The 26,397-nt window shown below is 71.3% G+C and carries 21 protein-coding genes; 10 read left to right on the top strand and 11 right to left on the bottom strand.

Translation table 11 applies throughout. The features are described from left to right. Positions 1 to 143: 143 nt before the first annotated feature. The 7 genes from L6E10_RS28670 to L6E10_RS28640 all read left to right on the top strand — a co-directional run bounded on the left by L6E10_RS28670 (position 144) and on the right by L6E10_RS28640 (position 7,736). A complete protein-coding gene (locus L6E10_RS28670; RefSeq protein WP_236223166.1) occupies positions 144 to 1,067 on the top strand; it encodes a carbohydrate ABC transporter permease in 924 nt (307 codons plus the stop codon). Continuing rightward, entirely contained in the window at positions 1,057 to 1,899 is an 843-nt protein-coding gene (locus L6E10_RS28665) for a carbohydrate ABC transporter permease (RefSeq protein WP_236223164.1), read from the top strand. Before L6E10_RS28670 ends, L6E10_RS28665 begins: the two co-directional genes overlap by 11 nt. A gap of 14 nt (positions 1,900 to 1,913) precedes the next feature. Next, positions 1,914 to 3,224, top strand: a complete 1,311-nt coding sequence (locus L6E10_RS28660; RefSeq protein WP_236223162.1) for an ABC transporter substrate-binding protein — start codon at positions 1,914 to 1,916, stop codon at positions 3,222 to 3,224. Continuing rightward, a complete protein-coding gene (locus tag L6E10_RS40950) occupies positions 3,221 to 4,303 on the top strand; it encodes a Gfo/Idh/MocA family protein (protein WP_236223160.1) in 1,083 nt (360 codons plus the stop codon). Before L6E10_RS28660 ends, L6E10_RS40950 begins: the two co-directional genes overlap by 4 nt. Then, the gene (locus tag L6E10_RS28650; RefSeq protein ID WP_236223159.1) at positions 4,285 to 5,166 is read left to right on the top strand and encodes a DUF6807 family protein; all 882 of its coding nucleotides are present in this window, start codon (positions 4,285 to 4,287) and stop codon (positions 5,164 to 5,166) included. The genes L6E10_RS40950 and L6E10_RS28650 overlap by 19 nt, the downstream gene beginning before the upstream one ends. Further along, complete coding sequence (locus tag L6E10_RS28645) at positions 5,160 to 5,870, top strand: cupin domain-containing protein (protein ID WP_236223157.1); 711 nt, start codon at positions 5,160 to 5,162, stop codon at positions 5,868 to 5,870. Before L6E10_RS28650 ends, L6E10_RS28645 begins: the two co-directional genes overlap by 7 nt. 75 nt (positions 5,871 to 5,945) lie before the next feature. Next, the gene (locus L6E10_RS28640) at positions 5,946 to 7,736 is read left to right on the top strand and encodes a rhamnogalacturonan lyase (RefSeq protein WP_236223155.1); all 1,791 of its coding nucleotides are present in this window, start codon (positions 5,946 to 5,948) and stop codon (positions 7,734 to 7,736) included. Positions 7,737 to 7,798: 62 nt separating this feature from the next. Here L6E10_RS28640 and L6E10_RS28635 read toward each other — a convergent pair whose 3' ends face one another. Both L6E10_RS28635 and L6E10_RS28630 read right to left on the bottom strand, forming a co-directional pair. Continuing rightward, complete coding sequence (locus tag L6E10_RS28635; protein WP_090096219.1) at positions 7,799 to 8,764, bottom strand: acetylxylan esterase; 966 nt, start codon at positions 8,762 to 8,764, stop codon at positions 7,799 to 7,801. 43 nt (positions 8,765 to 8,807) lie between these two features. Further along, positions 8,808 to 11,093 (bottom strand): rhamnogalacturonan lyase, encoded by a 2,286-nt coding sequence (locus tag L6E10_RS28630; RefSeq protein WP_236223153.1) that lies wholly within the window; start codon positions 11,091 to 11,093, stop codon positions 8,808 to 8,810. Between the two features lie 317 nt (positions 11,094 to 11,410). Here L6E10_RS28630 and L6E10_RS28625 point away from each other — a divergent pair, with 317 nt between their 5' ends. Next, positions 11,411 to 13,669 (top strand): cellulase family glycosylhydrolase, encoded by a 2,259-nt coding sequence (locus tag L6E10_RS28625; protein WP_236223151.1) that lies wholly within the window; start codon positions 11,411 to 11,413, stop codon positions 13,667 to 13,669. 65 nt (positions 13,670 to 13,734) lie between these two features. Here the strand turns inward: L6E10_RS28625 and L6E10_RS28620 are convergent, their stop codons facing one another. From L6E10_RS28620 to L6E10_RS28595, 6 genes are read right to left on the bottom strand one after another with little or no spacing between them, the layout of a single operon-like run. Next, a complete protein-coding gene (locus L6E10_RS28620; RefSeq protein WP_236223149.1) occupies positions 13,735 to 14,970 on the bottom strand; it encodes an SGNH/GDSL hydrolase family protein in 1,236 nt (411 codons plus the stop codon). Positions 14,971 to 14,986: 16 nt separating this feature from the next. Further along, positions 14,987 to 16,285, bottom strand: a complete 1,299-nt coding sequence (locus tag L6E10_RS28615) for a rhamnulokinase family protein (RefSeq protein WP_236223147.1) — start codon at positions 16,283 to 16,285, stop codon at positions 14,987 to 14,989. Then, the gene (locus tag L6E10_RS28610) at positions 16,282 to 18,306 is read right to left on the bottom strand and encodes a bifunctional aldolase/short-chain dehydrogenase (RefSeq protein WP_236223145.1); all 2,025 of its coding nucleotides are present in this window, start codon (positions 18,304 to 18,306) and stop codon (positions 16,282 to 16,284) included. The genes L6E10_RS28615 and L6E10_RS28610 overlap by 4 nt, the downstream gene beginning before the upstream one ends. After that, positions 18,306 to 19,460 (bottom strand): L-rhamnose isomerase, encoded by a 1,155-nt coding sequence (gene rhaI / locus L6E10_RS28605; protein ID WP_236223143.1) that lies wholly within the window; start codon positions 19,458 to 19,460, stop codon positions 18,306 to 18,308. Before rhaI ends, L6E10_RS28610 begins: the two co-directional genes overlap by 1 nt. A gap of 18 nt (positions 19,461 to 19,478) precedes the next feature. Then, positions 19,479 to 19,790: an L-rhamnose mutarotase gene (locus L6E10_RS28600; protein ID WP_236223141.1), complete on the bottom strand. Its 312-nt coding sequence runs from the start codon at positions 19,788 to 19,790 to the stop codon at positions 19,479 to 19,481. A 1-nt stretch (position 19,791) separates the two neighbouring features. After that, a complete protein-coding gene (locus tag L6E10_RS28595; protein WP_275677176.1) occupies positions 19,792 to 19,998 on the bottom strand; it encodes a hypothetical protein in 207 nt (68 codons plus the stop codon). A 123-nt stretch (positions 19,999 to 20,121) separates the two neighbouring features. Here L6E10_RS28595 and L6E10_RS28590 point away from each other — a divergent pair, with 123 nt between their 5' ends. Beyond that, positions 20,122 to 21,135: a LacI family DNA-binding transcriptional regulator gene (locus L6E10_RS28590; RefSeq protein ID WP_236223139.1), complete on the top strand. Its 1,014-nt coding sequence runs from the start codon at positions 20,122 to 20,124 to the stop codon at positions 21,133 to 21,135. Here the strand turns inward: L6E10_RS28590 and L6E10_RS28585 are convergent. Then, the gene (locus tag L6E10_RS28585; RefSeq protein WP_236223137.1) at positions 21,128 to 21,517 is read right to left on the bottom strand and encodes a hypothetical protein; all 390 of its coding nucleotides are present in this window, start codon (positions 21,515 to 21,517) and stop codon (positions 21,128 to 21,130) included. The genes L6E10_RS28590 and L6E10_RS28585 overlap by 8 nt on opposite strands. 382 nt (positions 21,518 to 21,899) lie before the next feature. Between L6E10_RS28585 and L6E10_RS28580 the strand changes: the two genes are divergently transcribed. Then, positions 21,900 to 23,018 carry a serine/threonine-protein kinase gene (locus L6E10_RS28580; protein ID WP_236223135.1) on the top strand — a complete coding sequence of 373 codons (1,119 nt, stop codon included), beginning with the start codon at positions 21,900 to 21,902 and terminating at the stop codon, positions 23,016 to 23,018. Between the two features lie 4 nt (positions 23,019 to 23,022). On the opposite strand, the gene L6E10_RS28575 is transcribed toward L6E10_RS28580, so the two are convergent. Then, complete coding sequence (locus L6E10_RS28575; RefSeq protein ID WP_236223134.1) at positions 23,023 to 24,021, bottom strand: TerC/Alx family metal homeostasis membrane protein; 999 nt, start codon at positions 24,019 to 24,021, stop codon at positions 23,023 to 23,025. Between the two features lie 71 nt (positions 24,022 to 24,092). Continuing rightward, positions 24,093 to 26,390: a beta-glucosidase gene (locus tag L6E10_RS28570; RefSeq protein ID WP_236223132.1), complete on the bottom strand. Its 2,298-nt coding sequence runs from the start codon at positions 26,388 to 26,390 to the stop codon at positions 24,093 to 24,095. Positions 26,391 to 26,397: the final 7 nt, after the last annotated feature.

The following is a 26,397-nucleotide window of genomic DNA, read 5'->3' as shown; positions in this document are numbered from 1 at the left end:
TTCCTGTCCACAAAGGACTGTATTCGAAACACCCCGACGGCGTTCGACGAACGGTTCGACGGCGTTCGACACCTCCCTTGACGCTGGTGGTGCACCGATGCAGACTCCGGAAAGCGTTTTCCCGACGACGGGGTCAGGAGTTCATGAGCGCCCTCGACGAACTGCGGCAGCTGCGCCGGGGTGGTGTGCAGGTCCGCAAACGCGACACCAAGGCGGCGTTCTGGTTCTTGGCGCCGTGGTTCGCCGGGCTGGTCTTCATCACGGTCGGGCCCGTGCTGGCCTCGTTCGCGCTCGGGTTCACGAAGTACAACCTCATCCAGCCCCCTCGGTTCATCGGACTGGACAACTTCGCGCGGGTTCTCGGCGACGAGCGGTTGCACAACGCGCTGCGGGTGACGTTCACGTACGTGCTGGTGTCCGTGCCGTTGCAGTTGGCGTGTGCGCTCGGCGTCGCGCTGTTGCTCGACAAGGGGTTGCGCGGGCTCGCGTTCTACCGGTCGGCGTTCTACCTGCCTTCGCTGCTCGGGTCGAGCGTGGCGATCGCGGTGCTGTGGACGCAGGTGTTCGGCACCGACGGGTTGGTCAACCGGGTGCTCGGGTTCTTCGGGGTCGAGGGCAAGGGGTGGATCTCGGACCCCGACACGGCGTTGTCGACGCTCATCGTGTTGAACGTGTGGACGTTCGGGTCGCCGATGATCATCTTTCTGGCCGGGCTGCGGCAGATCCCGGTGGTGTACTACGAGGCCGCCGCCATCGACGGGGCCGGGTGGTGGTCGCGCTTCCGGCGGATCACGATGCCCCTGCTGTCGCCGATCCTGTTCTTCAACCTCGTGTTGCAGATCATCCACGCGTTCCAGTCGTTCACACAGGCGTTCGTGGTGTCCGGTGGGACGGGAGGGCCGTCCGACTCGACGATGTTCTACACGCTCTACCTCTACCAGCAGGGGTTCAGCCGGTTCGACATGGGCTACGCGTCGGCGCTGGCGTGGTTCCTGCTCCTGATCATCGCGGCCTTCACCGCGGTCAACTTCTGGGCGGCGAAGTACTGGGTGTTCTATGACGACTGACGTCCGCAGAAGGATCTCGGTGCCGCTCAAGCACGTCGGGCTCGTGCTGATCGGGTTCGTGATGCTGTACCCGGTGCTGTGGATGGTCGTGAGCTCGTTGCGGCCCGGTGACGAGATCTTCCGCAGCCCCGGGCTGATCCTCGACAGCTTCCAGACCGAGAACTACACCGAAGGCTGGAACGCGCTCACGCCGTCGTTCGGGACGTACCTGCTGAACTCGGCGGTCCTGGTGCTCGGGTGCATCGTCGGGAACCTGGTGTCGTGCTCGATGGCGGCGTACGCGTTCGCGCGGTTGCAGTTCACCGGGAAGCGGTGGTGGTTCGGGATCATGCTCGGCACGATCATGCTGCCGATCCACGTGATCATCGTGCCGCAGTACGTGCTGTTCTCGCAGATCGGGTGGGTCAACACGTTCCTGCCGATCATCGTGCCGAAGATCCTCGCCACCGACGCGTTCTTCGTGTTCCTGATGGTGCAGTTCATCCGCGGCCTGCCGCGCGAGCTCGACGAGGCGGCGCGGATCGACGGGTGCGGGCACCCGCGGATCTTCCTGCGGATCGTGCTGCCGCTGATGACGCCGGCGCTCGCCACCACCACGATCTTCACGTTCATCTGGACGTGGAACGACTTCTTCAGCCAGTTGATCTACCTGACGGACCCGGAGATGTACACGGTTCCCGTCGCCCTGCGGTCGTTCGTCGACTCGACGGTCGCGACGTCGTGGGGCTCGCAGTTCGCGATGAGCGTCGTGTCGCTCGTCCCGATCTTCCTCGCGTTCCTCATCGGCCAGCGGTACCTCGTCAAGGGGATCGCGACGACCGGGGGCAAGTAGCCGGAGGGAAAGCCATGCTCAGAGGTGTTCGCCGCGGGACCGCGTGGGCGGTCCTGCTGTCGGTGACCGCGTCCCTGCTCGCGGCCTGCGGATCCGGGTCCGAGGCCGGTGGTGACCTGACGACGGAGAAGGTCACGCTGCGCTTCACGTGGTGGGGCGCGGACGACCGGCACAAGCGCACCCAGCAGGTCATCGACATGTTCCAGCGCAAGTACCCGAACATCACCGTCAAGGGTGAGTTCAAGGAGTGGAACGGCTACTGGGACAGCCTCGCCACCACGATGGCGGCCAACGACGCCCCGGACGTCATGCAGATGGACGAGCTCTACATCGCCTCCTACGCCGAGCGCGGTGCGCTGCTCGACCTGAACGAGGCCAAGAAGCACCTCGACACGTCGAACTTCGACCAGAAGGCGCTCGCCACGGGCACGATCGCCGGCAAGCGGTACGGGCTGCCGGTCGGTCTCGGCATGTACTCGATCATGGTCAACACCGACCTGCTCGCGAAGTACGGCATCCCGGTGCCGGACGACACCAAGTGGTCGTGGGACGACCTCAAGACCATCGGCGAGCAGGTTTCCAAGGCCGGTGGCGGCGCGGTGTACGGCGTCCAGTCGCCCGGCATCAACGACGCGGCCGGGCTGAGCATCCGGGCGCGGCAGCAGGGCCACGCGATGTTCGACGCGGACGCCAAGGTCGTGCTGCCGCAGGAGATCGCGCGCGACTACTGGCAGTACATCCTCGACCTGTCGAAGTCGGGTGCCGCGATGTCGCCGTCCGCGACGATCGAGAAGGCCTCCGCGGGCCTCAACCAGTCGGCGACGGCGACGAACACGGCGGCGTTCGGCCTGTGGTGGAACACGCAGCTGACGGCGCTGACCGCCGCCAGCGGTGCCAAGCTCAAGCTGCTGCGGCTGCCCGGTGAGACGCAGGGCAAGGCGCCCGGCGCCTACTACAAGTCGTCGATGTTCTGGTCGGTCTCCGCGCGGTCGAAGTACCCGGCCGAGGCGGCGGCGTTCGTGAACTTCCTCGCCAACGACGAGGAGGCCGCCAAGGTGCTGCTGACCGAGCGCGGCGTGCCCGCGAACCAGAAGATCCGCGAGACGATCTCGGGGCAGCTCAAGGACACGGACAAGGCCGCCAAGGAGTACCTCGACACGGTGCCCGTGAGCGACCCGCCGCAGATCACGCCGAACGGAGCCAGCACGCTCGACACGATCCTCAAGCGGCACACCGAGGACGTCCTGTTCGGCCGGACGACACCGGACCAGGCCGCCGCGTCGTTCATCAGGGAAGTGCAGTCCGAAGTGGACGCGGCGCGGTGAGGCGCGCCGCCGTCGTCGGCACGGGTTCGATCGCCGCCGCCCACGCCGAGGCGCTGCGGGCCGCGGGAGAGCGCGTCGAGCTCGTGGCGGTCGTGGACGTGGACGCCGATCGGGCGACGGCGTTCGCCCGGGAGTGGGGTGTGCCGCGGACGCACCCCACTCCCACCGCGCTCCTCGACGCGGAGGACCTCGACCTCGTGCACGTGTGCACGCCACCGCGCCACCACGTGCCGCTCGCGCTCGACTGCCTCGCCGCCGGGGTGAACGTGCTGGTGGAGAAGCCCCCGGCGATGTCGCTGAGCGAGGTCGACGCGCTGATCGCGGCCGAACGGCGCTCGGCGGGGCGGGTCGCGACGGTGTTCCAGCACCGCTTCGGCCCCGCCGCGCTCCGGTTGCGGCGCCTGGTCGCCGAGGGCGTGCTCGGGCGGTCGTTCGTCGCGAAGTGCGACACCCTCTGGTACCGCGGCGACGCCTACTTCGAGGTGCCGTGGCGCGGGACGTGGGACAGCGAGGGCGGCGGCCCGACGATGGGCCACGGCATCCACCAGTTCGACCTGCTGCTGTCGGTGCTGGGACCGTGGCGGGAGCTCCGGGCGGTCGCGGCACGGCAGGCGCGCGACGTGCAGACCGAGGACGTCTCGATGGCCCTGGTGACCTTCGCCGACGGCACGGTCGCCTCGGTGGTGAACTCCCTGCTCTCGCCGAGGGAGACCTCCGAGCTGAGGTTCGACTTCGAACGCGCCACGGTCGAGGTCGAGCACCTGTACGGCTACACCGACGCGCACTGGACGATCACCCCGGCTCCCGGCCACGAGGACGTCGCCGCGCGCTGGCGCGAGGGGCGGTCGGGGATCGTCAGCGGTCACCGGTGCCAGGTCGAGGCGCTCCTCGACGCCCTGGACGAGGGCGCACCGCCACCGGTGGCGCTGGCGGACACGCGGATCACGATGGAGTTCATCGCCGCGCTGTACGCCTCCGCGTTCACCGGGACCGTGGTGAAGGCCGGTGAAATCGGCCCCGGCAGCCCGTTCTACGCGACGATGGAAGGGATCGGTGCCCCGTGGGCGACCGCTCGGTGACTTTGCGGCACGACGACGAGGCGCTCGTCGCGTCCGCCGGTGACGTCGAGGTCTTCCGGTACGTGCACCGGCCGTCGACGCCGGCGTTCGAGGGCCCGAAGCCCTACCTGCACCCCGTGCGCACGCTCGCCGGCGACGTCGTGACGGCGTTCCGGCCGCACGACCACCGGTGGCACAAGGGCGTGCAGATGACCGCGACGGACGTGTCGGGGGAGAACTTCTGGGGCGGCGTCACCTACGTGCGCGACCAGGGTTACGTGGTGCTGCCCAACGTCGGCACCATGCGGCACGACGGGTTCGCGGTCGACGGGCCGCGCGTCGAGGAGCAGCTGTCGTGGTTCACCGAGGCGGGCGAGCACTGGGTCGGTGAGCGGCGCTCGTTCGCCGTGCGCGACGTCGAGGACGACTCGTGGACGCTCGAGTTCGCGACGGCGCTCACGAACCTCCGGCCGGAGCCCCTGGTCTTCGGCAGCCCGACGACGAACGGCCGTGAGCTCGCGGGCTACACCGGCTTCTTCTGGCGCGGACCGCGCTCCTTCACCGACGGCGAGGTGATCGCCGCCGGTGGGGGAGCGGGACAGGAGATGATGGGCGAGGCCGCGCCGTGGCTCGCGTTCATCGGGCGGCACGACGAGGTGGACCGGTCGTCGACCCTGCTGTTCCTCGACCACCCGGACAACAAGAGCACGCACTGGTTCGTGCGCAGCACACCGTTCGCGGCGGTCAACCCGTCGTTCGCCTTCCACGACACGGTCGAGCTGCCTCCCGGTGAGGTGCTGGAGCTGCGGTACCGGCTCGTCGTCGCCACCGGGGAGTGGGATCGGGAACGGCTGGAGTCCTACGTGGAGGCACACCCGTGGTGACGCCCTTCCCCGGCGGGGTCGGCATCTCCGGCCTGCGGGTGTACGACTGGCCCGCCGTGGACGGGGTGTGCGGCGGGTCGCCGCACGTGCACCTGGCCTGCGCGGAGTGCTACTACGTGATCGGCGGGCGGGGCAGCGTCCAGACGCTGACCCGGCGCGGGTTCGCCGAAACCGCGCTGCACGAGGGAGTCGTCGCCTGGTTCACGCCCGGCACGGTCCACCGCCTGGTCAACGACGGCGACCTGCGGATCATCGTCGTGATGCAGAACAGCGGCCTGCCGGAGGCGGGCGACGCGGTGTTCCCGTTCCCCGCCGAGGTGCTCGCCGACGAGGAGAGCTATCTCGCCCATGCCGGGGCGGGAGACGAGAACGCCGCTCGACGACGCCGGGACCTGGCCCTGGAGGGGTTCCTGGAGCTGCGGCGTCGGGTCGAGTCCGGGCAGGACGCGGCGCTCGACGACTTCTACCGCGCCGCCGTCCGCCTCAAGCGGGGCGTGCTGGACGACTGGGAGGAGCGGTGGCGTGGCGGGGCGCTGGCCTCCGCCGAACGCACCGGGGAGCACCTGGCCCTGTTGCGGGACGGGGAGATCGCGCATCTCGCCGAGGCGGACGTCCACGTGGTGCGGGCGCCGGGGCCGCAACGCCTCGGAATGTGCGGCAGGCTCGACACCCACGACCCGTCCGAGGGCGAATCTCCTTACTGATCACCGGTTTCGTCGATTCGAGTCGAAAAAATCCGGCGCGGTCCTTTCGACCTGTTCGACGCTACCGTCACCGGTATGAAACGTTTCAATCCAGCGGGACTCAGCGTGCTGCTCGCGGTGGTGCTGACCGCGGGCGGCGTTCCCGCCCTCGCGGACGAGGTGCAGGAACGCGGGCTGGTCAGCACCAGGTCGGTGCACGGCAACGGGAACTTCGTGTCGTGGCGGCTGCTCGGCTCGGACGCGGCGGACGTGGCGTTCAACGTCTACCGCGACGGCGTGCGGGTCAACCGGGCTCCGGTGACCACGGCGACGAGCTACCTCGACGCGGGTGCGCCCGCGACCGCGTCCTACTCGGTGCGCCCGGTGGTCGGAGGCGTGGAACCGGCGGCGGTCACGCGGTCCGTCGGGACGCTCGCGACCAGCAGGGACGTCCCCCTGCAGATCCCTCCCGGCGCGACGACCCCGTCGGGCGAGGCGTACACCTACGTGGCGAACGACGTGTCGGTGGGCGACCTCGACGGCGACGGCGAGCAGGACCTGGTGCTGAAGTGGGATCCCACGAACGCCAAGGACAACTCGCAGTCCGGCTACACGGGCAACGTGTACCTGGACGCGTACCGGTTGAACGGCACCAGGTTGTGGCGGATCGACCTCGGCCGCAACATCCGGGCCGGCGCGCACTACACGCAGTTCCAGGTGTTCGACTACGACGGCGACGGCCGCGCCGAGGTGGCCGTGAAGACCGCCGACGGCACGCGGTCGGGCACGGGGCAGGTGATCGGCAACTCGGGCGCGGACCACCGCAACAGCAGCGGCTACGTCCTCGCCGGACCCGAGTACCTGTCGGTGTTCCGCGGCACGGACGGCGCGGTGCTCGACACCGAGAGCTACGTGCCGCCGCGCGGCACCGTGTCGTCGTGGGGCGACAACTACGGCAACCGGGTCGACAGGTTCCTCGCCGGAACGGCCTATGTGGACGGATCGCGGCCGAGCATCATCATGGCGCGCGGCTACTACACCCGCAGTGTGATCTCCGCGTGGGACTTCCGGGGTGGCCAGCTCACGCAGCGCTGGACGTTCGACTCGGCCGCGCAGCCGAACCGCGCGGCCTGGGAGGGCAAGGGCAACCACCAGCTGTCGGTGGCCGACGTCGACGCCGACGGCCGGGACGAGATCGTCTACGGCTCGATGGCGATCGACGACAACGGCCGGGGCCTGTGGCAGAACGGCACCCGCCACGGCGACGCGCTGCACGTCGGCGACTTCATCCCGTCCCGCGCGGGCCTCGAGGTCTTCAAGCCGTCGGAGTCGACCACCGACGTCACGCACTGGATGGGCGACGCGCGCACCGGCCAGATCATCTGGAGCGCGCCGTCGTGCGGCTGCGACAACGGCAGGGCGGTGGCCGCCGACATCTGGGCGGGCAACCCCGGCGCGGAGGCGTGGTCGTCGTCGGTCGCCGGCCTGCGCAGCGCCACCACGGGCGCCCAGGTCTCGGCCCGCAAGCCGGGGTCCACGAACTTCGTCATCTGGTGGGACGGCGACGCCCAGCGCGAGCTGCTGAACGGCACCACGATCGACAAGTACGGTCCCAACGGCGACACGAGGCTGCTCACCGGGTCCGGCGTCGCGTCGAACAACGGCACCAAGTCCACGCCGGCGCTGTCCGCGGACATCCTCGGTGACTGGCGCGAGGAGGTCGTCTGGCGCACCTCGGACAACCGGGCGCTGCGGATCTACTCGACCACCGAGCCGACGGACATCCGGCGGGTGTCGCTGATGCAGGACCGGCAGTACCGCGTGGCGGTGGCGTTCCAGAACACCGCCTACAACCAGCCGCCGCACCCGAGCTTCGCCACGCCCTGAGAGCGGGGGAGGTGGTGGCGCGGCACGAGCACGGCGGGCCGGTCGCGCCACCCGGGAACGGCCTACAGGTGCTGACGCAGGTGCCGCAGCTGCGTCTCCAGGTGGCTGGTGGGCGTGGTGTGCTTGCCGAACGGCGACACCGTGATCTCCTTGGGCGCGCGGACCTCGTGGTACGCCGCGTACACGGTGGACGGCGGGCACGTCTCGTCCATCAGCCCGACGCTGAACAACGTCGGCGCGGTGATCCGCCGGGCGAGCAGGGCGCAGTCGACGTACCGCAGGGTGTTCAAGGCGGTGGGCACGAGAGCGTCGTGCTGCGCCAGGAAGTCGCTGATTTCCGTGTAGGGCGGCGTGGTGCCGATGCGGACCGCGCGGTGCAGGTCGCACAGGAACGGCACGTCGGAGTGGCAGACCTTCACGCGGTCCGCGCGCAACGCGGCGGCGGCCAGCGCGAGCGCGCCACCCTGGCTGCCCCCGGTCACGGCGATGCGACCGGGGTCCACGCCCGGTAGTCCGGCGGCGACGTCCACGGCCCGTGCGGCGTCGAGGAACAGCCGCGTGTAGTAGTAGCCCTCCGGGCTGGAGATGCCCCTGGTCATCACGCCGGGGTGCTCGGGACCCGTGCCCGCTCCCGCGTCAGCGGTGGCGCCCACGGACCAGCGGCCGCCCTGGGCCCTGCTGTCCATCACGAACTGCGCGAAACCGAGGCTCGGCAGCAGCGTGTGCTGGGCGGGGACACCACGGCCGCCGCCGTAGCCGATGTACGTCACGACCACCGGCAACGGGTCGTCGCCCGCGGGGCGCAGGTACCAGCCGCGGACGGGGTGGCCGTGGGCGCCGGAGAACTCCACGTCGTGCACCACCAGCGGCCGGTACAGGTCCGGTTCGTGCGGCGTCAGCACGGGCGGGCTCGCGGCGGCCGACGTCTCGGCCAGCCGGGCCGCCCACCACTCGTCGAGGTCGTCCGGTTCCGGGGTGGTGACGCGGTGCCGGAGCAGGTCTTCCTCGGGCATGTCGACGACGGGCACGCAGATCTCCTCACTCGAGCGGTCCCTGCGATCTTCACACGGGTCAGCGGCGCGGCGGCAGGGGAACGCGCGACCAATCGGTGTCCGAGGCGAGGTGGAAGCCCGGGTGGGACGGCTGGTTGTAGGCGGTCTGCTGGCGGGCGACCTCGACGCGGTACTGGCGGTCGTGCATCAGCGTGTACATCTTGTGGCTCGTCGGCTCGGTGCTGAGGTGGAAGCGCAGCGCCGAGCTGTCGTGGGTGCGCACGAGGAGTTCCTCGCGCCAGTCGCCGAGGACGTCGGCCACCAGCGACGGGGTGCCCTTGGTGCCGTTGTTGGTCCGCGTGCCGGTGGCGGTCAGCAGCGTGCCGCGCCGCCAGTCGTCGACGGTCGGCGTGACGTCCTGGGCGCCGTTCACGATCTGCGTGGTCAGGTCGCCCGCCCAGCGGATGCTCATGTTCGTCCCCGGAGAGCGGGTGTCCAGCCGGCGGCCGTCCGCGCTCCACAGGCCCGAGGAGTCCGAGCCGCCCGGCATCGACGCCCACGTCTCGATGCCGCGCACGTCCGGCCGGACGTCGCCGATCATGCCGCGGCCCGTGTCCATCCCCGAGTAGCCGCCGTAGAGCACTTCCCCGGTCCGCGCGTCGCGCAGCGTGTAGCCGTACGGCGCCGAGCGCGCTCCCTCGTGCACCATGTGGATCTCCAGACCAGGGCGGTCCGGGTCGACGTCGGTGACGTGCAGGGCGTCGCCGTGGCCGATCCGCGCCACCGCACCGGGATCGGCGCTGCCCGGCGGCAGCACGCCCGTGGAGCTGTACTCCAGCGAGCCGTCGTCGTCGAGCGTCGCGCCGCCGTAGACGATCTCGTGGCGGCCGTCCCCGTCGACGTCGGCGACGCTCAGCGAGTGCGCGCCCTGCGTGGTGAGCTTCGCGTGGCTCGGGTTCGTGCCGTCACGGCCGTGCGGGGCGTCGCGGAACGGGTTCGTCATCGGCACGTGCCCGCTGTCGGCGAGCCACCTCTTCGTGAGCCTGCGGCCGTTCCAGTCGTACGCGGCGACCGCGGAGCGGGTGTAGTAGCCGCGGGCGAAGATCGCGGACGGGCTCTTGCCGTCCAGGTAGGCCACCCCGGACAGGAACCGGTCCACGCGGTTGCCCGGCTCGATGCGGCTCATGGCGTAGTCGCCCCACATCAGCCCGTCGTCGCCGCGGCCCGGTTCGTAGCGCACGGTCTGCAACTCCCGGCCCGTCGCGCCGTCGAACACCGTCAGGTACTCCGGGCCGTCGACGACGAAGCCGGCGAACTGGCGCAACCGGTTGTTGGCGCTGCGGGAGGGCGCGTAGACGTCGAGGAAGTGGTCGGCGAGCGCGGCGGCGTCGGTCTCCGACAACGGGTAGGCGTAACGCGGGTCGAGGCCCAGCGCCTGCTCCAGCGTCGAGGGCCACCGCCCGGCGACGACCTCGGGGTGCGCGTGCCAGCCGCGGAAGACGCCGATGAGGTGGGTGCGGTACCCGTCGGCGCTCAGGCGGTAGTCGTCGGTGTGCGCGTAGCCCGCGCGGACGTCCTCGCGCGGCAGGGTGATGTACCGCGACCGCCCGTCCCCGCCCACGGTCCTGGTGCCGGGCGCGGTCTTCGTCATCAGCTCGGACCGGCCGTCGCCGTCGAAGTCGTAGACCAGGAACTGCGTGTAGTGCGCGCCCGCCCTGATGTTCACGCCGAGGTCGATCCGGTGCAGCAGCGTCCCGTCGAAGCGGTACGTGTCGAGGTACACCGGCCCGGTGTAGCCGGCCTGCGAGACGTCCTTGGAGTTGCCGGGGTCCCACTTCACGACGTACTCGTACCGGCCGTCGCCGTCCACGTCGCCGACGCTGACGTCGTTGGCGGAGTAGGTGTAGCTCTCGCCGGCCGGCGTCACCCCGTCGGCGGGCTTGCGCAGCGGGAGGTCGTGGTGCGGCGCGGCCCAGGCCGTCACCGGCCGGCCGCGCCCGAGCGGCACCCCGCGCACGACGGGAGCCACCTGGTAGCGCGCGCCGGGCCGGGGGTCCGGGTCGGTGTGGGTGGTGCTGCCGGTGACGGTCGCGATCCGCCTGCCGTCCCGGAAGACCGCGAAGTCCGGACCGGCGAGACCGGTCGCGGTCGCACCGGTGGCCTCGTGGCCGAGCAGCCGCCAGCTCAGGTGCACGCCGCCGGCCGCGGGGACCGCGACGAGCCCCCGGTCGAGCCGCTCGGGGACAGCGGGCCGCGCGGTGAGGTCCCGCCTCTCGTCCCCGGCAGCCCCCGCGGAGGCAGGAGCCTGTGCGGTGAAGAGGGCGGTGACCACCAGCGGGAGCAGAACGCTTCGTCGCAGATCCACGGGCGCTACCATGGCCCGTTCGCGCCGAGCGGCGCAAGAGTTGGTGCCGTTGAATGTGGAAAGCGTTTTCCGAGTCGAATTCGCGGCGCCGTTCGAACGAGGTCCGTCGAACGGCGCGAACGGCGAGTCGATGGCGGCGAGGCGGCGCAGGACCTGTCCGGCAGGACATGTCGAGGTCAGCCGGTTGTCCGCGGCGGACAGGCGTTCGCGGTGGTCCACTCGGCGGTGTCGTCGGGTCATCGGCTGGTTAGTGTCCCGATTCCGGGAGCGCTCCCAGAACCGGACAGACCAGCCCCTCTTCCTCCCAGGAGGTCGTCGTGACCTTGCGATTTCTCCGAGCGGTGGTGACCGGCCTGCTGCTGGCGGCCTGCGTCGTCGTCGCCGCGTCCCCGGCGAACGCCGCACCACCGCGGGTGATGGCGCTCGGTGACTCGATCACCGGCTCGCCGGGGTGCTGGCGGGCGTTGCTCGCGAAGCACCTGCAGGACACCGGGCACAGCGTCGACTTCGTCGGCTCGCTGCCCGCGCCGGGCTGCGGGTTCACCTACGACGGTGACAACGAGGGCCACGGCGGCATCCTGGCGACCACCATCGTGCGCGACAACCGGCTGCCCGGCTGGCTGTCGTCCGCGCGTCCCGACGTCGTCCTCATGCACCTCGGCACCAACGACGTCTGGAACAACATCCCGGCGAACACGATCCTGGGCGCCTACACCACGATGCTCGGCCAGATGCGGGCGAGCAACCCGGCGATCAAGCTGGTGGTGGCCCAGATCATCCCGATGAACCCGTCGAACTGCACGGCGTGCGCGCAGCGGGTCGCGGACCTGAACGCCGCGATCCCCGGCTGGGCGCGGGCGAACAGCACCGCGGCGTCCCCGATCACCGTGGTCGACCAGTGGACCGGGTTCGACACCGCGGCCGACACCACCGACGGCGTGCACCCGAACAGCTCCACCGGCATCCAGAAGATCGAGAGCCGCTGGTACCCGGCCGTCGTGGCGGCGCTCGGCTCGCAACCCCCGGCGGCGGTGGGTCTGCGCGTCGACGGCACGCGGGTCGTCGAGGCCGACGGCACCCCGTTCGTGATGCGCGGCGTGAACCACGCGCACGTCTGGTACCAGTCGCAGACGAGGGCGTTCGCGGACATCAAGTCCTTCGGCGCCAACACGGTCCGCGTCGTGCTCGGCAGCGGCCAGCGCTGGGGCCCGACGCCCGCGTCCGAGGTCACGAGCGTCATCTCGCTGTGCAAGCAGAACAAGCTGATCTGCGTGCTGGAGGTGCACGACACCACCGGTTACGGCGAGCAGAGCGGGGCCGCGACCCTGGACCAGGCCGCCACGTACTGGATCAGCGTGGCGAGCGCGCTCAAGGGGCAGGAGAACTACGTCGTCATCAACCTCGGCAACGAGCCGTTCGGCAACAACGCCCAGGTGAGCGCGACGTGGGCGAGCGCGACGAGCAGCGCGATCAGCCGCCTGCGCGGTGCGGGGCTGCAGCACCTGCTGATGGCCGACGCGCCGATGTGGGGCCAGGACTGGGGCAACATCATGCGCGACGGCGCGGCCTCGGTGCTCAACGCCGACCCGCAGCGCAACACCGTGTTCTCCATCCACATGTACGGCGTCTACAACACCGCGGACAAGGTCAACGCCTACTTCGACGCGTTCCGCACCGCCGGCCTGCCGCTCGTGGTGGGGGAGTTCGGGCACGACCACAGCGACGGCGACCCCGACGAGGACACGATCATGGCGCAGGCCCAGGCGCGCGGCCTCGGCTACCTCGGCTGGTCGTGGAGCGGCAACAGCAGCGATGTCGGCTACCTGGACATGGTCACCTCGTTCAACCCGGCGAGCCTCACGCCCTGGGGTGAGCGGTTCCTCAACGGCGCCAACGGAGTCCGGCAGACGTCGAAGGAGGCCACGATCTACGGCGGTGGTGGCCCCGCCGACACCGAGGCGCCGACCGCGCCCGGCACCCCTTCGGCCTCGGGCGTCACGTCCACCGGCCTCACGCTGAGCTGGGCCGCGTCCGCGGACAACGTCGGAGTCACCGGCTACGACGTGCTCCGCGCGACGGGCAGCGGTTCGTTCGCGCAGGTCGGCTCGTCGGCGACGACGACGTTCGCCGACAGCGGCCTGACCCCGTCGACCACCTACCGCTACCAGGTGCGCGCCAGGGACGCGGCCGGCAACGTATCGGCGGTCTCGGCCGCCGGCACGGCGACCACGAGCGCGGGTGGCGGCACGGGCACCTGCAAGGTCGCCTACTCCGCCCAGAACTGGGGTGGCGGCAGCGGTTTCACCGCCAACGTCACCATCACGAACACGGGCACCAGCCCGATCAACGGCTGGACGCTGGCCTTCGGCTACGCCAACGGCCAGCGCGTCACGCTGCCGGGCTGGGGTGCGACGTTCGCGCAGTCCGGTGCCGACGTCACCGCGACCAACCTGTCGTGGAACGGCTCGCTCGCGCCGAACGCGTCGACCGGCATCGGGTTCAACGGCACGTACAGCGGCTCCAACCCGGCGCCGTCGTCCTTCACGCTGAACGGGAGCACCTGCACGACGGGCTGAGAGGGGAACGATCCACCAGGCTGTCCGGTTGCGGACAGCCTGGTGTCGTCACGGCAGGTGGGGGTTCAGCGGAAGAGCCCGAGGGGAACGGACTCCGCCAGCATCCGGTACCCGGTGGGGTTGAGGTGCAGGCCGTCCCCGACGTCCGCGACGGGCAGCAGCCGTCGCGGGTTCGCGGGATCCCGGACGACGGCGTCGAAGTCGAGGACCGCGTCGAACCGCCGGCTGGTGCGGATCCAGTGGTTCACCGCCTGCCGGGCCGACTCGCGGAAGCCTCCGGCGTCGTCGTAGCCGTGGCCGCCGAACGGCAGGAGCGTCGCGCCGTACACCTCGATGTCGTGGGCGTGGGCGCGGTCGAGGACCTGACCGCAGGCGGCGATCAGGTCCTCGGCCACCGCCTTCTGCGCCACGTCGGTCGCGTCCGCCGTGCCGATGTCGTTGACGCCCTCGAACAGGACCAGCCACCGGACCCCGCTCTGGGCCAGCAGGTCGCGGTCCAGGCGCGCCAGCACGCTCGGGCCGAGACCGTCCTGCAGCACGCGGTTGCCGCCCGCGGCCTGGTTGACCACCGCGACCCGGCCGCGCAGGCGGTCGGAGAGCTGGTCGGGCCAGCGGTTGTTGCCGTTGGTGGTGGAGCCCCGGCCGTCGGTCAGGGAGTCGCCGATCACCACGACGGCGTCCGCCGCGGAGGGCACCTCGACGCCGCTGAGGAAGTACCAGTGGTCGGTCGGTGTCGCGCCCGGCAGCGCGACGGACTCGGTGTGGTCACCGGCGATCAGGTGGGACGTCGTGCGGGATCCGGGGTGCGAGGTGATGTCGGTGGAGGCCTGGCCGCGCGCGAGGTACGCCGTCACGGTCAGGTTCGTGCCGGGCTCGACGGCGAAGTCCAGCGGATCGGACACCACCAGAGCGCCCACCGGGACGGCCGCGGACGTGCGGCCGCCGAACGTCACCCGGCGCACCGAACCGGGCTCGACCGCGCTGGTGCCCGCACGACCGTCCTGCGGCCGGGCGACGGTGACGGCGGTGAGAGGCAGCACCGCGCCCCCGAACGCGTTGCTGAAGCGCAGCCGCAGCCGGGTGCCACCGGCGGTGACGCGGACGGTCTGGCGCAGCGTGGCGTCGGCGAGCACCAAGCCGTCGCCGGTGAAGGGCGCCGGCGGCATGTTGTGCGGTTCGGTGAGCTGGGGCATGGCCGCCCAGGTGGTCAGCCAGCGGGTCCGGCGGGGGACCCGGGCCTGCGCCACGGCGGGGGTGAGAACGCCGGTGGCGGCCAGGCCGAGGAAGGAGCGCCTGCGCATCTGTGCCGTCCTTTCGTCAGCGGGGCAGATAACGCTGGAGCGGCTGCGACCTTCCTACCAGTTCCCGGAGTTCGGCGAGAGTGCCTTCGACGGCCCCCGCGGCACGGGCCTGCACGAGGACGTTGCCGATCGCGGTGGCCTCGGCCGGTCCCGCCACGACGGGCAGTCCGCACGCGTCGGCGGTCAGCTGGCACAGCAACGCGTTGCGCGAGCCGCCTCCGACGACGTGCACGACCTCGACCTCCTTGCCGGACAACCGTTGTGCGTCCACGATCGCGTCGCGGTGAGCCAGAGCGAGACTGTCCAGGACGGACCGGACGACCTCCGGCCTCGTCATGCTCCTCCCGCACCACCGCTCGATGCGGGCGGGCATGTCGCCGGGCGGGAGGAACACCGGGTCGTTGGGGTCGAACGTCGAACCGGTGGCGTTCGACGCCTCGCGCAGCAACGGGTCCAGCTCGGCGTCCCACGTCCGCAGGCACTCCTGCAGCAACCAGAGGCCCATCACGTTGCGCAGGTAGCGGATCGTGCCGTCGACACCGCCCTCGTTGGTGAAGTTCGCCGCCCTGCTCTCCCCGGTGAGCACGGGAGCCGTCAGCTCCACACCGACCAACGACCAGGTGCCGCACGAGATGTAGGCGAACCGGTCGGTCCCGGCGGGGACGGCGACGACGGCGGACGCGGTGTCGTGCGAGCCGACCGCCGTGACCGGGACGCCGTTCCAGGAGCCCGCCGGGTCGCCGGGGTGGCGCAGCTCCGGCAGCAGACCGGGTGGGAGGTCGCGGGTCAGCGACGGCGACCACCGTCCTGTCCGGACGTCGATCAGGCCGGTGGTCGTGGCGTTGGTGTACTCGGCGCCGCGTTCGCCGGTCAGCCAGTAGGACACCAGGTCCGGGATCAGCAGGAGCTGGGAGGCGCGGGGGAGCAGCGGTTCCACGCGCAGCTGGAACATCGTGTTGAACGGCTGGAACTGCAGGCCGTTGACCTCGTAGAGACCCTCCTCCGGCTTGATGTCCCCGGTGCGGGGGTCGCGGTGGTGCACGGGGTCGCCGAGCAGCTCACCGGAGGCGTCCAGCAAGCCGTAGTCGACCGCCCAGCTGTCGACGCCGATGCTGCCGACCTCACCGGCCAGGCGCAGCCCGGTGAGGATCTCGCGGTACAGGCCGCGCAGGTCCCAGCGCAGCCGGCCGCCGCAGTGCACCGGCCCGTTGGGGAACCGGTGCACCTCCTCGACCGCGACCCGGCCGCCGGTGACGACCCCGCGCACCACGCGGCCGCTGGACGCGCCGAGGTCGACCGCGGCGACCGCCGTCATCGCAGGAACGCCGCTGCGACACCGGCGTCGACCGGCACGTGCAGGCCGGTCGTCAGCGAGAGGTCGCCCGCCGTCAGCGCGAACACCGCCGCGGCCACGTGCTCGGGCAGCACCTCGCGCTTGAGCAACGTGCGCCGGGCGTAGAACGCGCCGAGTTCCTCCTCCGGCACGCCGTACACGGCGGCGCGCTGGGCACCCCACCCGCCGGCGAAGATCCCCGAGCCGCGGACCACGCCGTCCGGGTTGATGCCGTTGACCCGGATGCCGTCGCCACCGAGCTCCGCCGCGAGCAACCGCACCTGGTGCGCCTGGTCGGCCTTGGCCGCGCCATAGGCGACGTTGTCCGGCCCGGCGAACACCGAGTTCTTGCTGGAGATGTAGACGACGTCACCACCCATGCCCTGAGCGCGCATGACCTTCGCCGCCTGCTGGGAGACCAGGAACGAGCCCTTGGCCATGACGTCGTGCTGCAGGTCCCAGTCGGCCTCGGTGGTCTCCTCGAGCGGCTTGGAGATCGACAGACCGGCGTTGTTGACCACCAGGTCCACGCCGCCGAACGCGAGCGCCGCGGCGCGGAACGCCTCGGCGATGCCGGCGGGGTCGGTGACGTCCACGGTCACCGGCACCGCCACGTCCGCCGGCCCGATCTCCCCGGCGACCTGCCGTGCCGCGGCACCGTCGCGGTCGGCCACCACGACGCAGGCGCCCTCGGCCGCCAGCCGGTGCGCGACCGCCCTGCCGATGCCCGATCCGCCACCGGTGACGAGCGCGACGCGCGTGGCGAGCGGCTCGGGCTCCGGCATCCGCCGCAGCTTCGCCTCTTCGAGCGCCCAGTACTCGATGCGGAACTTCTCGCGCTCCTCGATCGGCGCGTACCGCGAGACCGACTCGGCGCCCCGCATGACGTTGATGGCGTTGACGTAGAACTCACCCGCGACGCGCGCCGTCTGCTTGTTCCTGCCGAAGCTGAACATGCCGACGCCCGGCACGAGCACGATCGCCGGGTCGGCGCCGCGCATCGGCGGGCTGTCCGGCTCCGCGTGCCGCTCGTAGTAGGCCCGGTACTCCTCGCGGTAGGCCTCGTGCAGCTCCTTCAGACGTGCCACCACGTCCTCCAGTGGCGCGTCGGGTGGCAGGTCGACCACCAGCGGACGGACCTTCGTGCGCAGGAAGTGGTCGGGGCACGACGTGCCGAGGGCCGCGAGCTCCGGGTGCCGTTCGCGGGCCAGGAAGTCGAGCACCACGTCGGAGTCGGTGAAGTGACCGACCTGCGGGCTGTCGGTGGAGGCCAGGCCGCGGACGACCGGCGCGAGCTCGGCGGCCCTGAGACGGCGGTCCGCCTCCGGCAGCGGCGCGTGCACCACCGGCCCGAACGGCTCCGCGCGGCCGTGCTCGTCGAGGTAGCGCTGGGCGGTCCGGATGATCTCCAGCGAGTGCGCTTCGCACTCCTCGCTCGTCGCACCCCACGCCGTGATGCCGTGCCCGCCCAGCACGACGCCGACGGCCTCCGGGTGGTCGCGCTTGATCGCCGCGATGTCCAGGCCCAGCTGGAAACCCGGCCGCCGCCACGGCACCCACGCCACGCGATCGCCGAAGCACGCCTTGACCAGGGCCTCGCCGTCGGCCGCCGTGGCGAACGCGATGCCCGCGTCCGGGTGCAGGTGGTCGACGTGCGGCGCGTCCACGAGACCGTGCATGGCCGTGTCGATGGACGGCGCCGCGCCTCCCTTGCCGTGCAGGCAGAAGTCGAACGCGGCGACCATCTCGTCCTCGCGCTCGGCACCGGGGTACACCTCGGTCAGCGCCCGCAGCCGGTCGAGCCGCAGCACCGCGAGCCCGGACTCGGTCAGCGTGCCCAGGTCACCGCCGGACCCCTTGACCCACACCAGGTCCACGGGCTGCCCGGTCACCGGGTCGACCCCGGACCCCTTGGCCGAGGTGTTGCCGCCCGCGTAGTTGGTGTTGCGCGGATCCGCTCCGAGCCGGTTGCTGCGGCCCAGCAGGGCATCGACCTCGCTCATCACACACCCCACCCGGCGGCCTCGCCGCCGACTCGTTCCCGGACGATCTGCTCGGCGTACCCGGACCGCCGGTACGCGGCCATCGGGTCGGGGTCCAGCCCCATGTCCTCGCGCAGCTCCCGCAGCAGCGGCCGCACGTCGGTGTTGTAGGCGTCCATCAGCACGGCGTTCGCCCCGAGCACGTCACCGGCCCGCTGGGCCCCGTCCAGTGCGCCGTGGTCGACGAGCAGCGCCTTCGCCGTGGCCTCCTGGACGTTCAGCACCGACCGGATGATCGCCGGGATCTTCGGCTCCAGGTTGTGGCACTGGTCGAGCATGAACGCGATGCCGGCCGCCGGCCTCAGCGCGTCGGCCAGCACGATCTCGTGCATGATCCGGAAGAGCTGGAAGGGGTCGGCCGCCCCGGCCATCAGGTCGTCGTCGGCGTAGAAGCGCGAGTTGAAGTCGAACGCGCCGAGCTTGCCCGCCCGCAGCAGGAACGACACGATGAACTCGATGTTCGTGCCGGGGGCGTGGTGCCCGGTGTCGATCACCACCTGCGCCTTGTCGCCCAACGTCAGGCAGTGCGCGTACGCGGTGCCCCAGTCCGGCACGTCGGTCACGTAGAACGCGGGCTCGAAGAGCTTGTACTCCACCAGCATCCGCTGATCCGCACCCAGCCGGGCGTACGTCTCCCGCAGCGCCTCGGCCAGCCGGTCCTGGCGGGCGCGGAGGTTGTCCTGACCGGGGTAGTTGAGCCCGTCGGCGAACCACAGCTTGAGGTCGCGCGACCCCGTCCGGTCCATGATGTCGACGCACTCGAGCAGGTGCCCGACCGCCTTGCGCCGTACCAGCGGGTCCGGGTGGCAGACGCTGCCGAGCTTGTAGTCGTCGTCCTGGAACACGTTGGAGTTGACGGCGCCGAGAGCGACACCGCGGTCCTTCGCGTAGGAGGCGAGCTTGCCGTAGTCGTCGACCCTGTCCCACGGGATGTGCAGCGCGACGGTCGGCGCGACCCCGGTGAGCCGGTGCACCACCGCCGCGTCGTCGATCTTCTCGTACGGCGTGCGCGGGACCCCCTGCTGCGCGAACACCTTGAACCGGGTGCCCGAGTTCGCGTAGGCCCAGGAAGGGGTCTCGATCCGCTGCTCGCGCAGCGCGTCCTTCACGCTCATGGTGTGTTCTCCCCAAACTCAGTCGAGGTGGAAGACCTCGTCGAGGGGCCGCATCCGTTCGTCGGCGTTGCCGTCACCGACGAAGAACTCCGCCATCTCGGTCTGCCAGCGCGCGTTGACCTCGGTGCGCGCCATCTGCGCGAGGGCCGCGTCGAAGTCGTCGCACTCGAGGTAGCCGATGAGCAGGCCGTCCTCGGCGAGGAAGAGCGAGTAGTTGTGCCAGCCCGCCTCGGTGAGGGCTGCCCGCATCCGGGGCCACACGTCGCGGTGGCGCGCCCGGTACTCCTCGAGCCGGTCCGGGCGCACCCGCAACGTGAAGCAGACGCGCATGTCAGAAGTCGAACCGGTCGATGTCGTCCCTGGCGGACACCGTCGGCGGGCCGAGCACGACCTCGCCCCCGGCGCCCACGGTGTGCGCACCGAGGTCGCCCGCGGTGAACTTCTCGCCCTCGGCACCGGTGATCCGCCCGGACGCGAGCGCCGCGGCGCCGAAGGACTCGCTCACCTCGTCCAGTGCCACCACGGCAGCTCGGTCCACGTCCGTCTCCTCGATGTTGAAACGTTTTAAAAGCCGAGTAACGAGCACTCTGTGCGTGCCGCGTCACCATGTCAAGGGTTGCGGAGTACGATTCGTTGTCACGTTTCAACACAGGAGCCGCCGGTGAAGCCGTCAGTGGGCATCCGCGACGTCGCGCAGCACGCCGGCGTGTCCAACGCGACCGTCTCGAACGTGCTGAACCGGCCCGACGTCGTCGCTCCGGCGACGCGGCAGCGGGTGCTGGCCGCGATCGAGCAGCTCGGCTTCGTGCGCAACGAGTCCGCGCGCCAGCTGCGCGCGGGTCGCAGCCGGGTGCTCGCCTACGTCGTGCTCGACGCGGCGAACCCGTTCTTCACCGACGTGGCGCGCGGCGTGGAGGACGCGGCGCGGGAGGCGGGGTTCGCGCTGTTCCTGTGCAACAGCGCCTCCGACGGCGGTCGTGAGCGCGAGTACCTGGAGCTGCTGCACGAGCAGCGGGTCGAGGGCATCCTGATCACGCCGGTCGACGGCGAGAGCGCGCAGCTCGCCGAACGCGGCACGCCGGTCGTGCTGGTCGACCGCGAGGCCTCGGACGGGGCGCGGTGCTCGGTGGCGGTGGACGACGTGCTCGGCGGCGAGCTCGCGGTCACCCACCTCGTCGAGAACGGTCACACCCGCATCGCGATGATCGGCGGCCCGCTGTCGATCCAGCAGGTGCGCGACCGGCGTGAAGGCGCGTTGCGGGCGCTCGCCGGCGCCGGGCTGCCCGCGGACGCGCTGACGTTCCTCGAGACCAGGGGGCTGCGGGTCGCGGAGGGCAGGGGTGCGGGGGAGAGGCTCGTCGGCCTGCCCGCCTCGCGCCGGCCCACGGCGGCGTTCTGCGCCAACGACCTGCTGGCGCTCGGCCTGCTGCAGTCGATGACCCAGCAGGGCCTGCGCGTCCCGGACGACCTCGCCGTGGTCGGCTACGACGACATCGAGTTCGCCGCGGCCGCCGCCGTGCCGCTCACGTCGGTGCGCCAGCCGCGCGAGCAGCTCGGCCGCACCGCCGCCCGGCTGCTGCTGTCGGAGAACGACGCGGACCACGAGCACCGGCACGTGAAGTTCCAGCCGGAGCTCGTGGTCCGCGCGTCCACCGCGGTGCGGCGGACTACCTGACGATGGAAATCACGCGGTCTTCCTCGACCGTGCGCGAATTGTCCGGCGGGAGGTAGGCGTTCAGCGAGGCGGTCGAGAACGCGACGCCCGGCCGAAATGCTTTCGTGCGCGACACCACGGTCACGTCGACCTGGTGGAAACCGCCGGTGCACGGAACGCTCGGCGTGTACTTGTCGCCGATCGCGAGCTCACCGCGCACGTTCTGCGTGACCTGGAGCCACATCGACCCCATGGCGCCGTTTTCGCACATCACGCGGGTCGGCACGGTGACGGCGGCACCCCGTGCCTCCAGTCGCGCCTGTGCCTGCAGCGCGAGGGACGCTTCGACCTGCGCCGCCGATGCCGGCAATGCGCTCGCCACCAATGCCGCACCGGTCAGCACGAACGCCGAAATTGCACGCACGATTGTTCACCTCGTTCGAGTGGAAGGGCTGAATGCGGCCGCGAACCGACATTAGCCACGAGGTGAAGAACCTCGCGAGGGGCCATTGATCGTGATGCGAATTCATTCCGCGTGCGCCGGAACACGCAGCACGCGGCCGTGATGAGCCATCGCGGGTGGACGAGAGAGTTTTACCCGTTGACGGCGCTCGAGCTCCCGGTGACCGTGACGCACAGCAGGCCCGTGACCAGTGCTGTTCCCGGTACGTGCAGGGCGCCGGCACACCGCCCGCCGGAGGAAGATCCATCCACCTGTCCGCCGTCGTGAGGCGGAGTCCGCTCCGCCGTGATTGGGAGATCGGCCGGGTGGGCATCCCGGACCCATGCCCGACACCCTCCTCCTCGCCAACCGGTACCAGGTCGGCGCCCTGCTCGGCGCCGGCGGCATGGCCGAGGTGCGCAGGGGACGAGACACCGTGCTGGTGCGCGACGTCGCGATCAAGCTGTTCCAGCCCGGCGAGGACCTCGCCGACGCGCAGCGCATCGACAACGAGATCCGCACGCTCGCGAGTCTGTCGCACCCCGGCCTGGTGGCGGTCTACGACGCCGATCCGGGTGGCGAGAGGCCGTACATGGTGCTGGAGCTGGTCGAGGGCCGCACGCTGCACGCCCGCATCGCCGAGGGGCCGATGCCCGTCGAGGACGTGCGCCGCCTCGGTGCCGCGGTCGCCGACGCGCTCGCCCACGTGCACGAGCGCGGGATCATCCACCGCGACGTCAAACCGTCCAACGTCCTGCTGGGTGACGAGGACGCTCCCCGCCTCGCGGACTTCGGCCTGGCGCGGCTCGCCGACAGCGCGCGGCTGACCAGGGCGGACCAGGTCGTCGGCACGGCGGCCTACCTGTCGCCCGAGCAGGTGCGCGGTGACGCGATCACCCCGGCCGTGGACGTCTACGCCCTCGGGCTGGTGCTGCTGGAGTGCCTGACCGGCCGCCGCGAGTTCCAGGGCGGGGAGGTGGAGGCCGCCGTCGCGCGCCTGCACCGGTCGCCCGAGGTGCCCGCCGACCTGCCGTTCGACCTGCGGCGGCTGCTGACCCTGATGACCTCCACGACGCCCGCTCGCCGCCCCAGCGCGCGTGAGTGCGCGAGGGCGTTGACCGCTCAGGGACCGGTGACGGTCGCCGCACCGCTGCCGCGCAGGTCACGCGGCGCGTTCGTCGCGGCGGCGGTCGTGCTCGCCGCCTCCGTCGGCACCGGGCTCCTGCTGCAGGGCGGTCCCGCCGTGCCGGCCGAGTCGGCGCCGCCCGCCACCACCGAACCGGCCTCGACCCAGGTGCGCACCGTGCAGTGGACGCCCGCACCCGCGCCCGTGGCCCACACCGAGGCCGAGGTCCAGGCCCCGCCTCCCGCGCAGCAGCAGGTCTGGGCCGAACCCGGGGCGGCCAAGCAGAAGCCCGGCAAGGCGGGGCCCGGCGAGGGCAAGGGCAAGAAGGGCCCCTGAGCCGTCAGTCCCGCTCGGGTTCCCGGTGACCGCGCAGGGAGCCGGGGTGCGCCTTGGCGGACGGGTCGTTGCGGGTCTTGACCAGGCTGGCGACCGTCACGACCACCAGGATCGCGATGATCACGCCGAGGCTCAGCGGCGTGGGCACCTCCGGCACGCTCGGCGAGATGTCGACGTGCGCCCAGTGCAGGATCAGCTTGACGCCGATGAACGCGAGGATGACCGCGAGACCGGCCGAGAGGTACACCAAGCGGTCGAGCAGGCCCTTGACCAGGAAGAACAACGCGCGCAAGCCGAGCAGGGCGAACGCGTTGGCGGTGAAGACGATGTACGGCTCCTCGGTCACGCCGAACACCGCGGGGATCGAGTCGAGCGCGAACAGCAGGTCGACGCCGCCGATCGCCACCAGCACGACGAACAGGGGAGTGGCCATCCGGCGGCCGTCGACGCGGGTGAGGATCTTGCCGCCCACGTAGTCGTCGGTGACGGGCAGCAGCTTGCGCGCGGTCTTCACCACGACGTTGTTCTCGACGTCCGGGTCCTCGTCGCGGTGCCGGAACAGCTGCACGGCCGTGAAGATCAGCAACAGGCCGAACAGCAGGAACATGAACGAGAACAACGACAGCAGCGTCGCGCCGACCGCGATGAAGATGCCGCGCATGACCAGCGCCAGCACGATGCCGAACGTCAGCACCTTGTGCTGGTGCTCCTCCGGCACCAGGAACGTCGTCATGATGATCACGAAGACGAACAGGTTGTCGACCGACAGGCTCTTCTCGACGATGTAGCCGGCGAAGTACTCGGCGCCGAACCCGCCGCCGTGCGCGGTGGCGAACCACACGCCGAACCCGACCGCGACCAGGATGTAGAACACCGACCACAGGCTCGCCTCGCGGAAGCCGACGCGGTGCGGCCGCCACGCGGCGAGCGCCAGGTCGACCGCCAGCAGCGCCACGATCACGCCGATCGTGACCGCCCACGTCAGTCCGCTGATCTCCAGCACAGAGCTCCCCTCCGACGACCCGGTCCGTCCGGAGTGGACGTTACCGGGGCGCCGGAGGTGGTGCGGGGACGTCAGGGGGTGTCGAACACCGGGGTCAGGACGCGGTCGAAGCCGACCGCGCGCCGCGGGCCCGTCATCGACAACCGCAGCCTGGTGTGGATGTTCGCGCTCGACGTGCCGACGTGCAGCTCGACGTCACCGGGATCGACCTGCCGCTGCCCGGCCCGTCCGGTGTACGAGGTGAGGTCGGCGTGCAGCGCCGCGCTCACGGTGCGGGTCTGGCCGGGTTCCAGGTCCACCTTCACCGCGCCGATCAGCTGCCGCACCGGCCGGGCGATCTCGGCCACCGGGTCGTGCAGGTAGATCTGGACGACCTCGGAGGTGGTGACGTCCGACTCGTTGCGCACGACCACGTGCACCCGGCACACGCCGTCCGTCGGCCACTCCCGCTCCTCGGACCCCACCGCAACCCAGGTCGCGGGCGCGTAGGAGAGCCCGTGCCCGAAGGGGTAGAGCGCGGTCGGGTCGACCGTGCTGACCTCCGTGCGCGCGCCGAGCTGGGCGGTCAGGTAGGTCGACGGCTGGCTGGAACCGGCACCGGGGAAGCTGACCGGGAGCCTGCCGGACGGGTTGACCCGTCCGGAGAGGACGCCGGCGAGCGCCGCGGCGCCCTCCTCGCCGGGGTAGAAGCCGCACACCACGGCGGCGAGCCGGTCGGCCTGCCGGGACAGGTCGTAGGGCCGGCCGGACAACAGCACGAGCACCACCGGCATCCCGGTGCCGAGCACCGCCTCCAGCAGCTCCTCCTGGCGACCGGGCAGCTTCAGGTCCGCGGCGTCGCAGCCCTCGCCGGAGGTGCCCTTGCCGAAGAGCCCCGCCTGGTCGCCGAGCACGACGACGCAGACGTCGGCCTGCCGGGCCGCCTCGACGGCCTCGGCGATCTCCTCGGCGGTGCCGCCGAGCACGGGACAGCCCTGCGCGAAGACGACGTCGTGCTCGGCGCGCAGCGCGTCCAGCACGGTCGGGACGTCGATGCCCATCTCGGCGTCCGGGTGGTGGACGCCGACGTGCAGCGGGAAGGAGTAGCACCCCATCATCGCGCCGGGTTCGTCCGCGCGCGGGCCGATGACGGCGAGGCGCTTGCCCGCCAGCGGGAGGACGCCGTCGTTCTGCAGCAGCACGATCGAGCGCTCGGCGACCTCGCGGGCGAGGGCGCGGGACTCGTCGTCGTCCAGGTCGAGGTCCGCGGAGGGCGCGGGGGAGTAGCCGGGGTCGAGCAGGCCGAGCTCGAACTTCTGCGCCAGCACGCGGGTGAGCGCCCGGTCGACGAGGGCCATGTCGATCCGGCCGGCCTCCAGGCCCTCGAGCAGCGGGTCGCCGAAGCAGTCCACCGTGGGCAGTTCGACGTCGATCCCGGCCGCCAGCGCCAGTTCCGCCGCCTCCTCGCGTCCGGCGGCGACCCCGTGCAGCTTGTGCAGGAACGCCACCGAGAAGTAGTCGGACACGAGGGTGCCGGTGAAGCCGTACTCGTCGCGCAGCCGGTCGGTGAGCAACGTCGAGTCCGCCGCCGCGGGCACGCCGTCGTTGTCGGCGTAGGAGTTCATCACCGACCGGGCACCGGCCCGCAGCGCCATCTCGAACGGCGGCAGGATCACGTCGGCGAACTCGCGGGGCCCGATCGAGACCGGCGCGTGGTTGCGTCCCGCCCGCGACGCCGAGTACCCGGCGAAGTGCTTGAGCGTGGACACGACCCCGGCCGACTCGAGGCCCTCGACGTAGGCGGCGCCGACGACGCCGACGAGGTGCGGGTCCTCGCCGATGGTCTCCTCGACCCGGCCCCAGCGCAGGTCGCGCGTGACGTCGAGAACCGGGGCGAGGCCCTGGTGGATCCCGAGGCGGCGCATCGAGTCGCCGAACTTGGCCGCCATGCGCCGCACCAGGTCCGGCTCGAAGCTCGCGCCCCAGCACAGCGGCGACGGGTACACCGTCGCCTGCCACGCGGCGAGCCCGGTCAGGCACTCCTCATGCGCGAGCGCCGGGATCCCGAACCGGCTCGACTCGATGATCTGCCGCTGGGTGCGGGCGAGCGTGCGCGCGCCGACCTCGGGGTCGATCGGCCGGGTGCCGAAGACGCGGGTGAGCTGGCCGAGGCCGTGCTTGGTCAGCTCGTCGAAGTCCCGCGGTGCCACGGCGAACTCGTGCTGGTGCGGTGCCATCTCGCCGGCGGCGTCGATGCCGGCCCAGATGCCTTGCAGCTGCGCGAGTTTCTCCTGCGGCGTCATCCGCGCGACGAGGTCGCGCACACGGTCGGCCACGGGGGCGTGCGGGTTTCGCCAGACCTCGTCCGGCGTGGTGGCTTCTGTCGTCACAGGAGGA

The sequence above is a fragment of the Lentzea sp. CC55 genome (assembly GCF_021056325.1).
GTDB lineage: Bacteria > Actinomycetota > Actinomycetes > Mycobacteriales > Pseudonocardiaceae > Lentzea > Lentzea jiangxiensis.
This window is presented reverse-complemented; position numbering and strand designations above follow the sequence as displayed.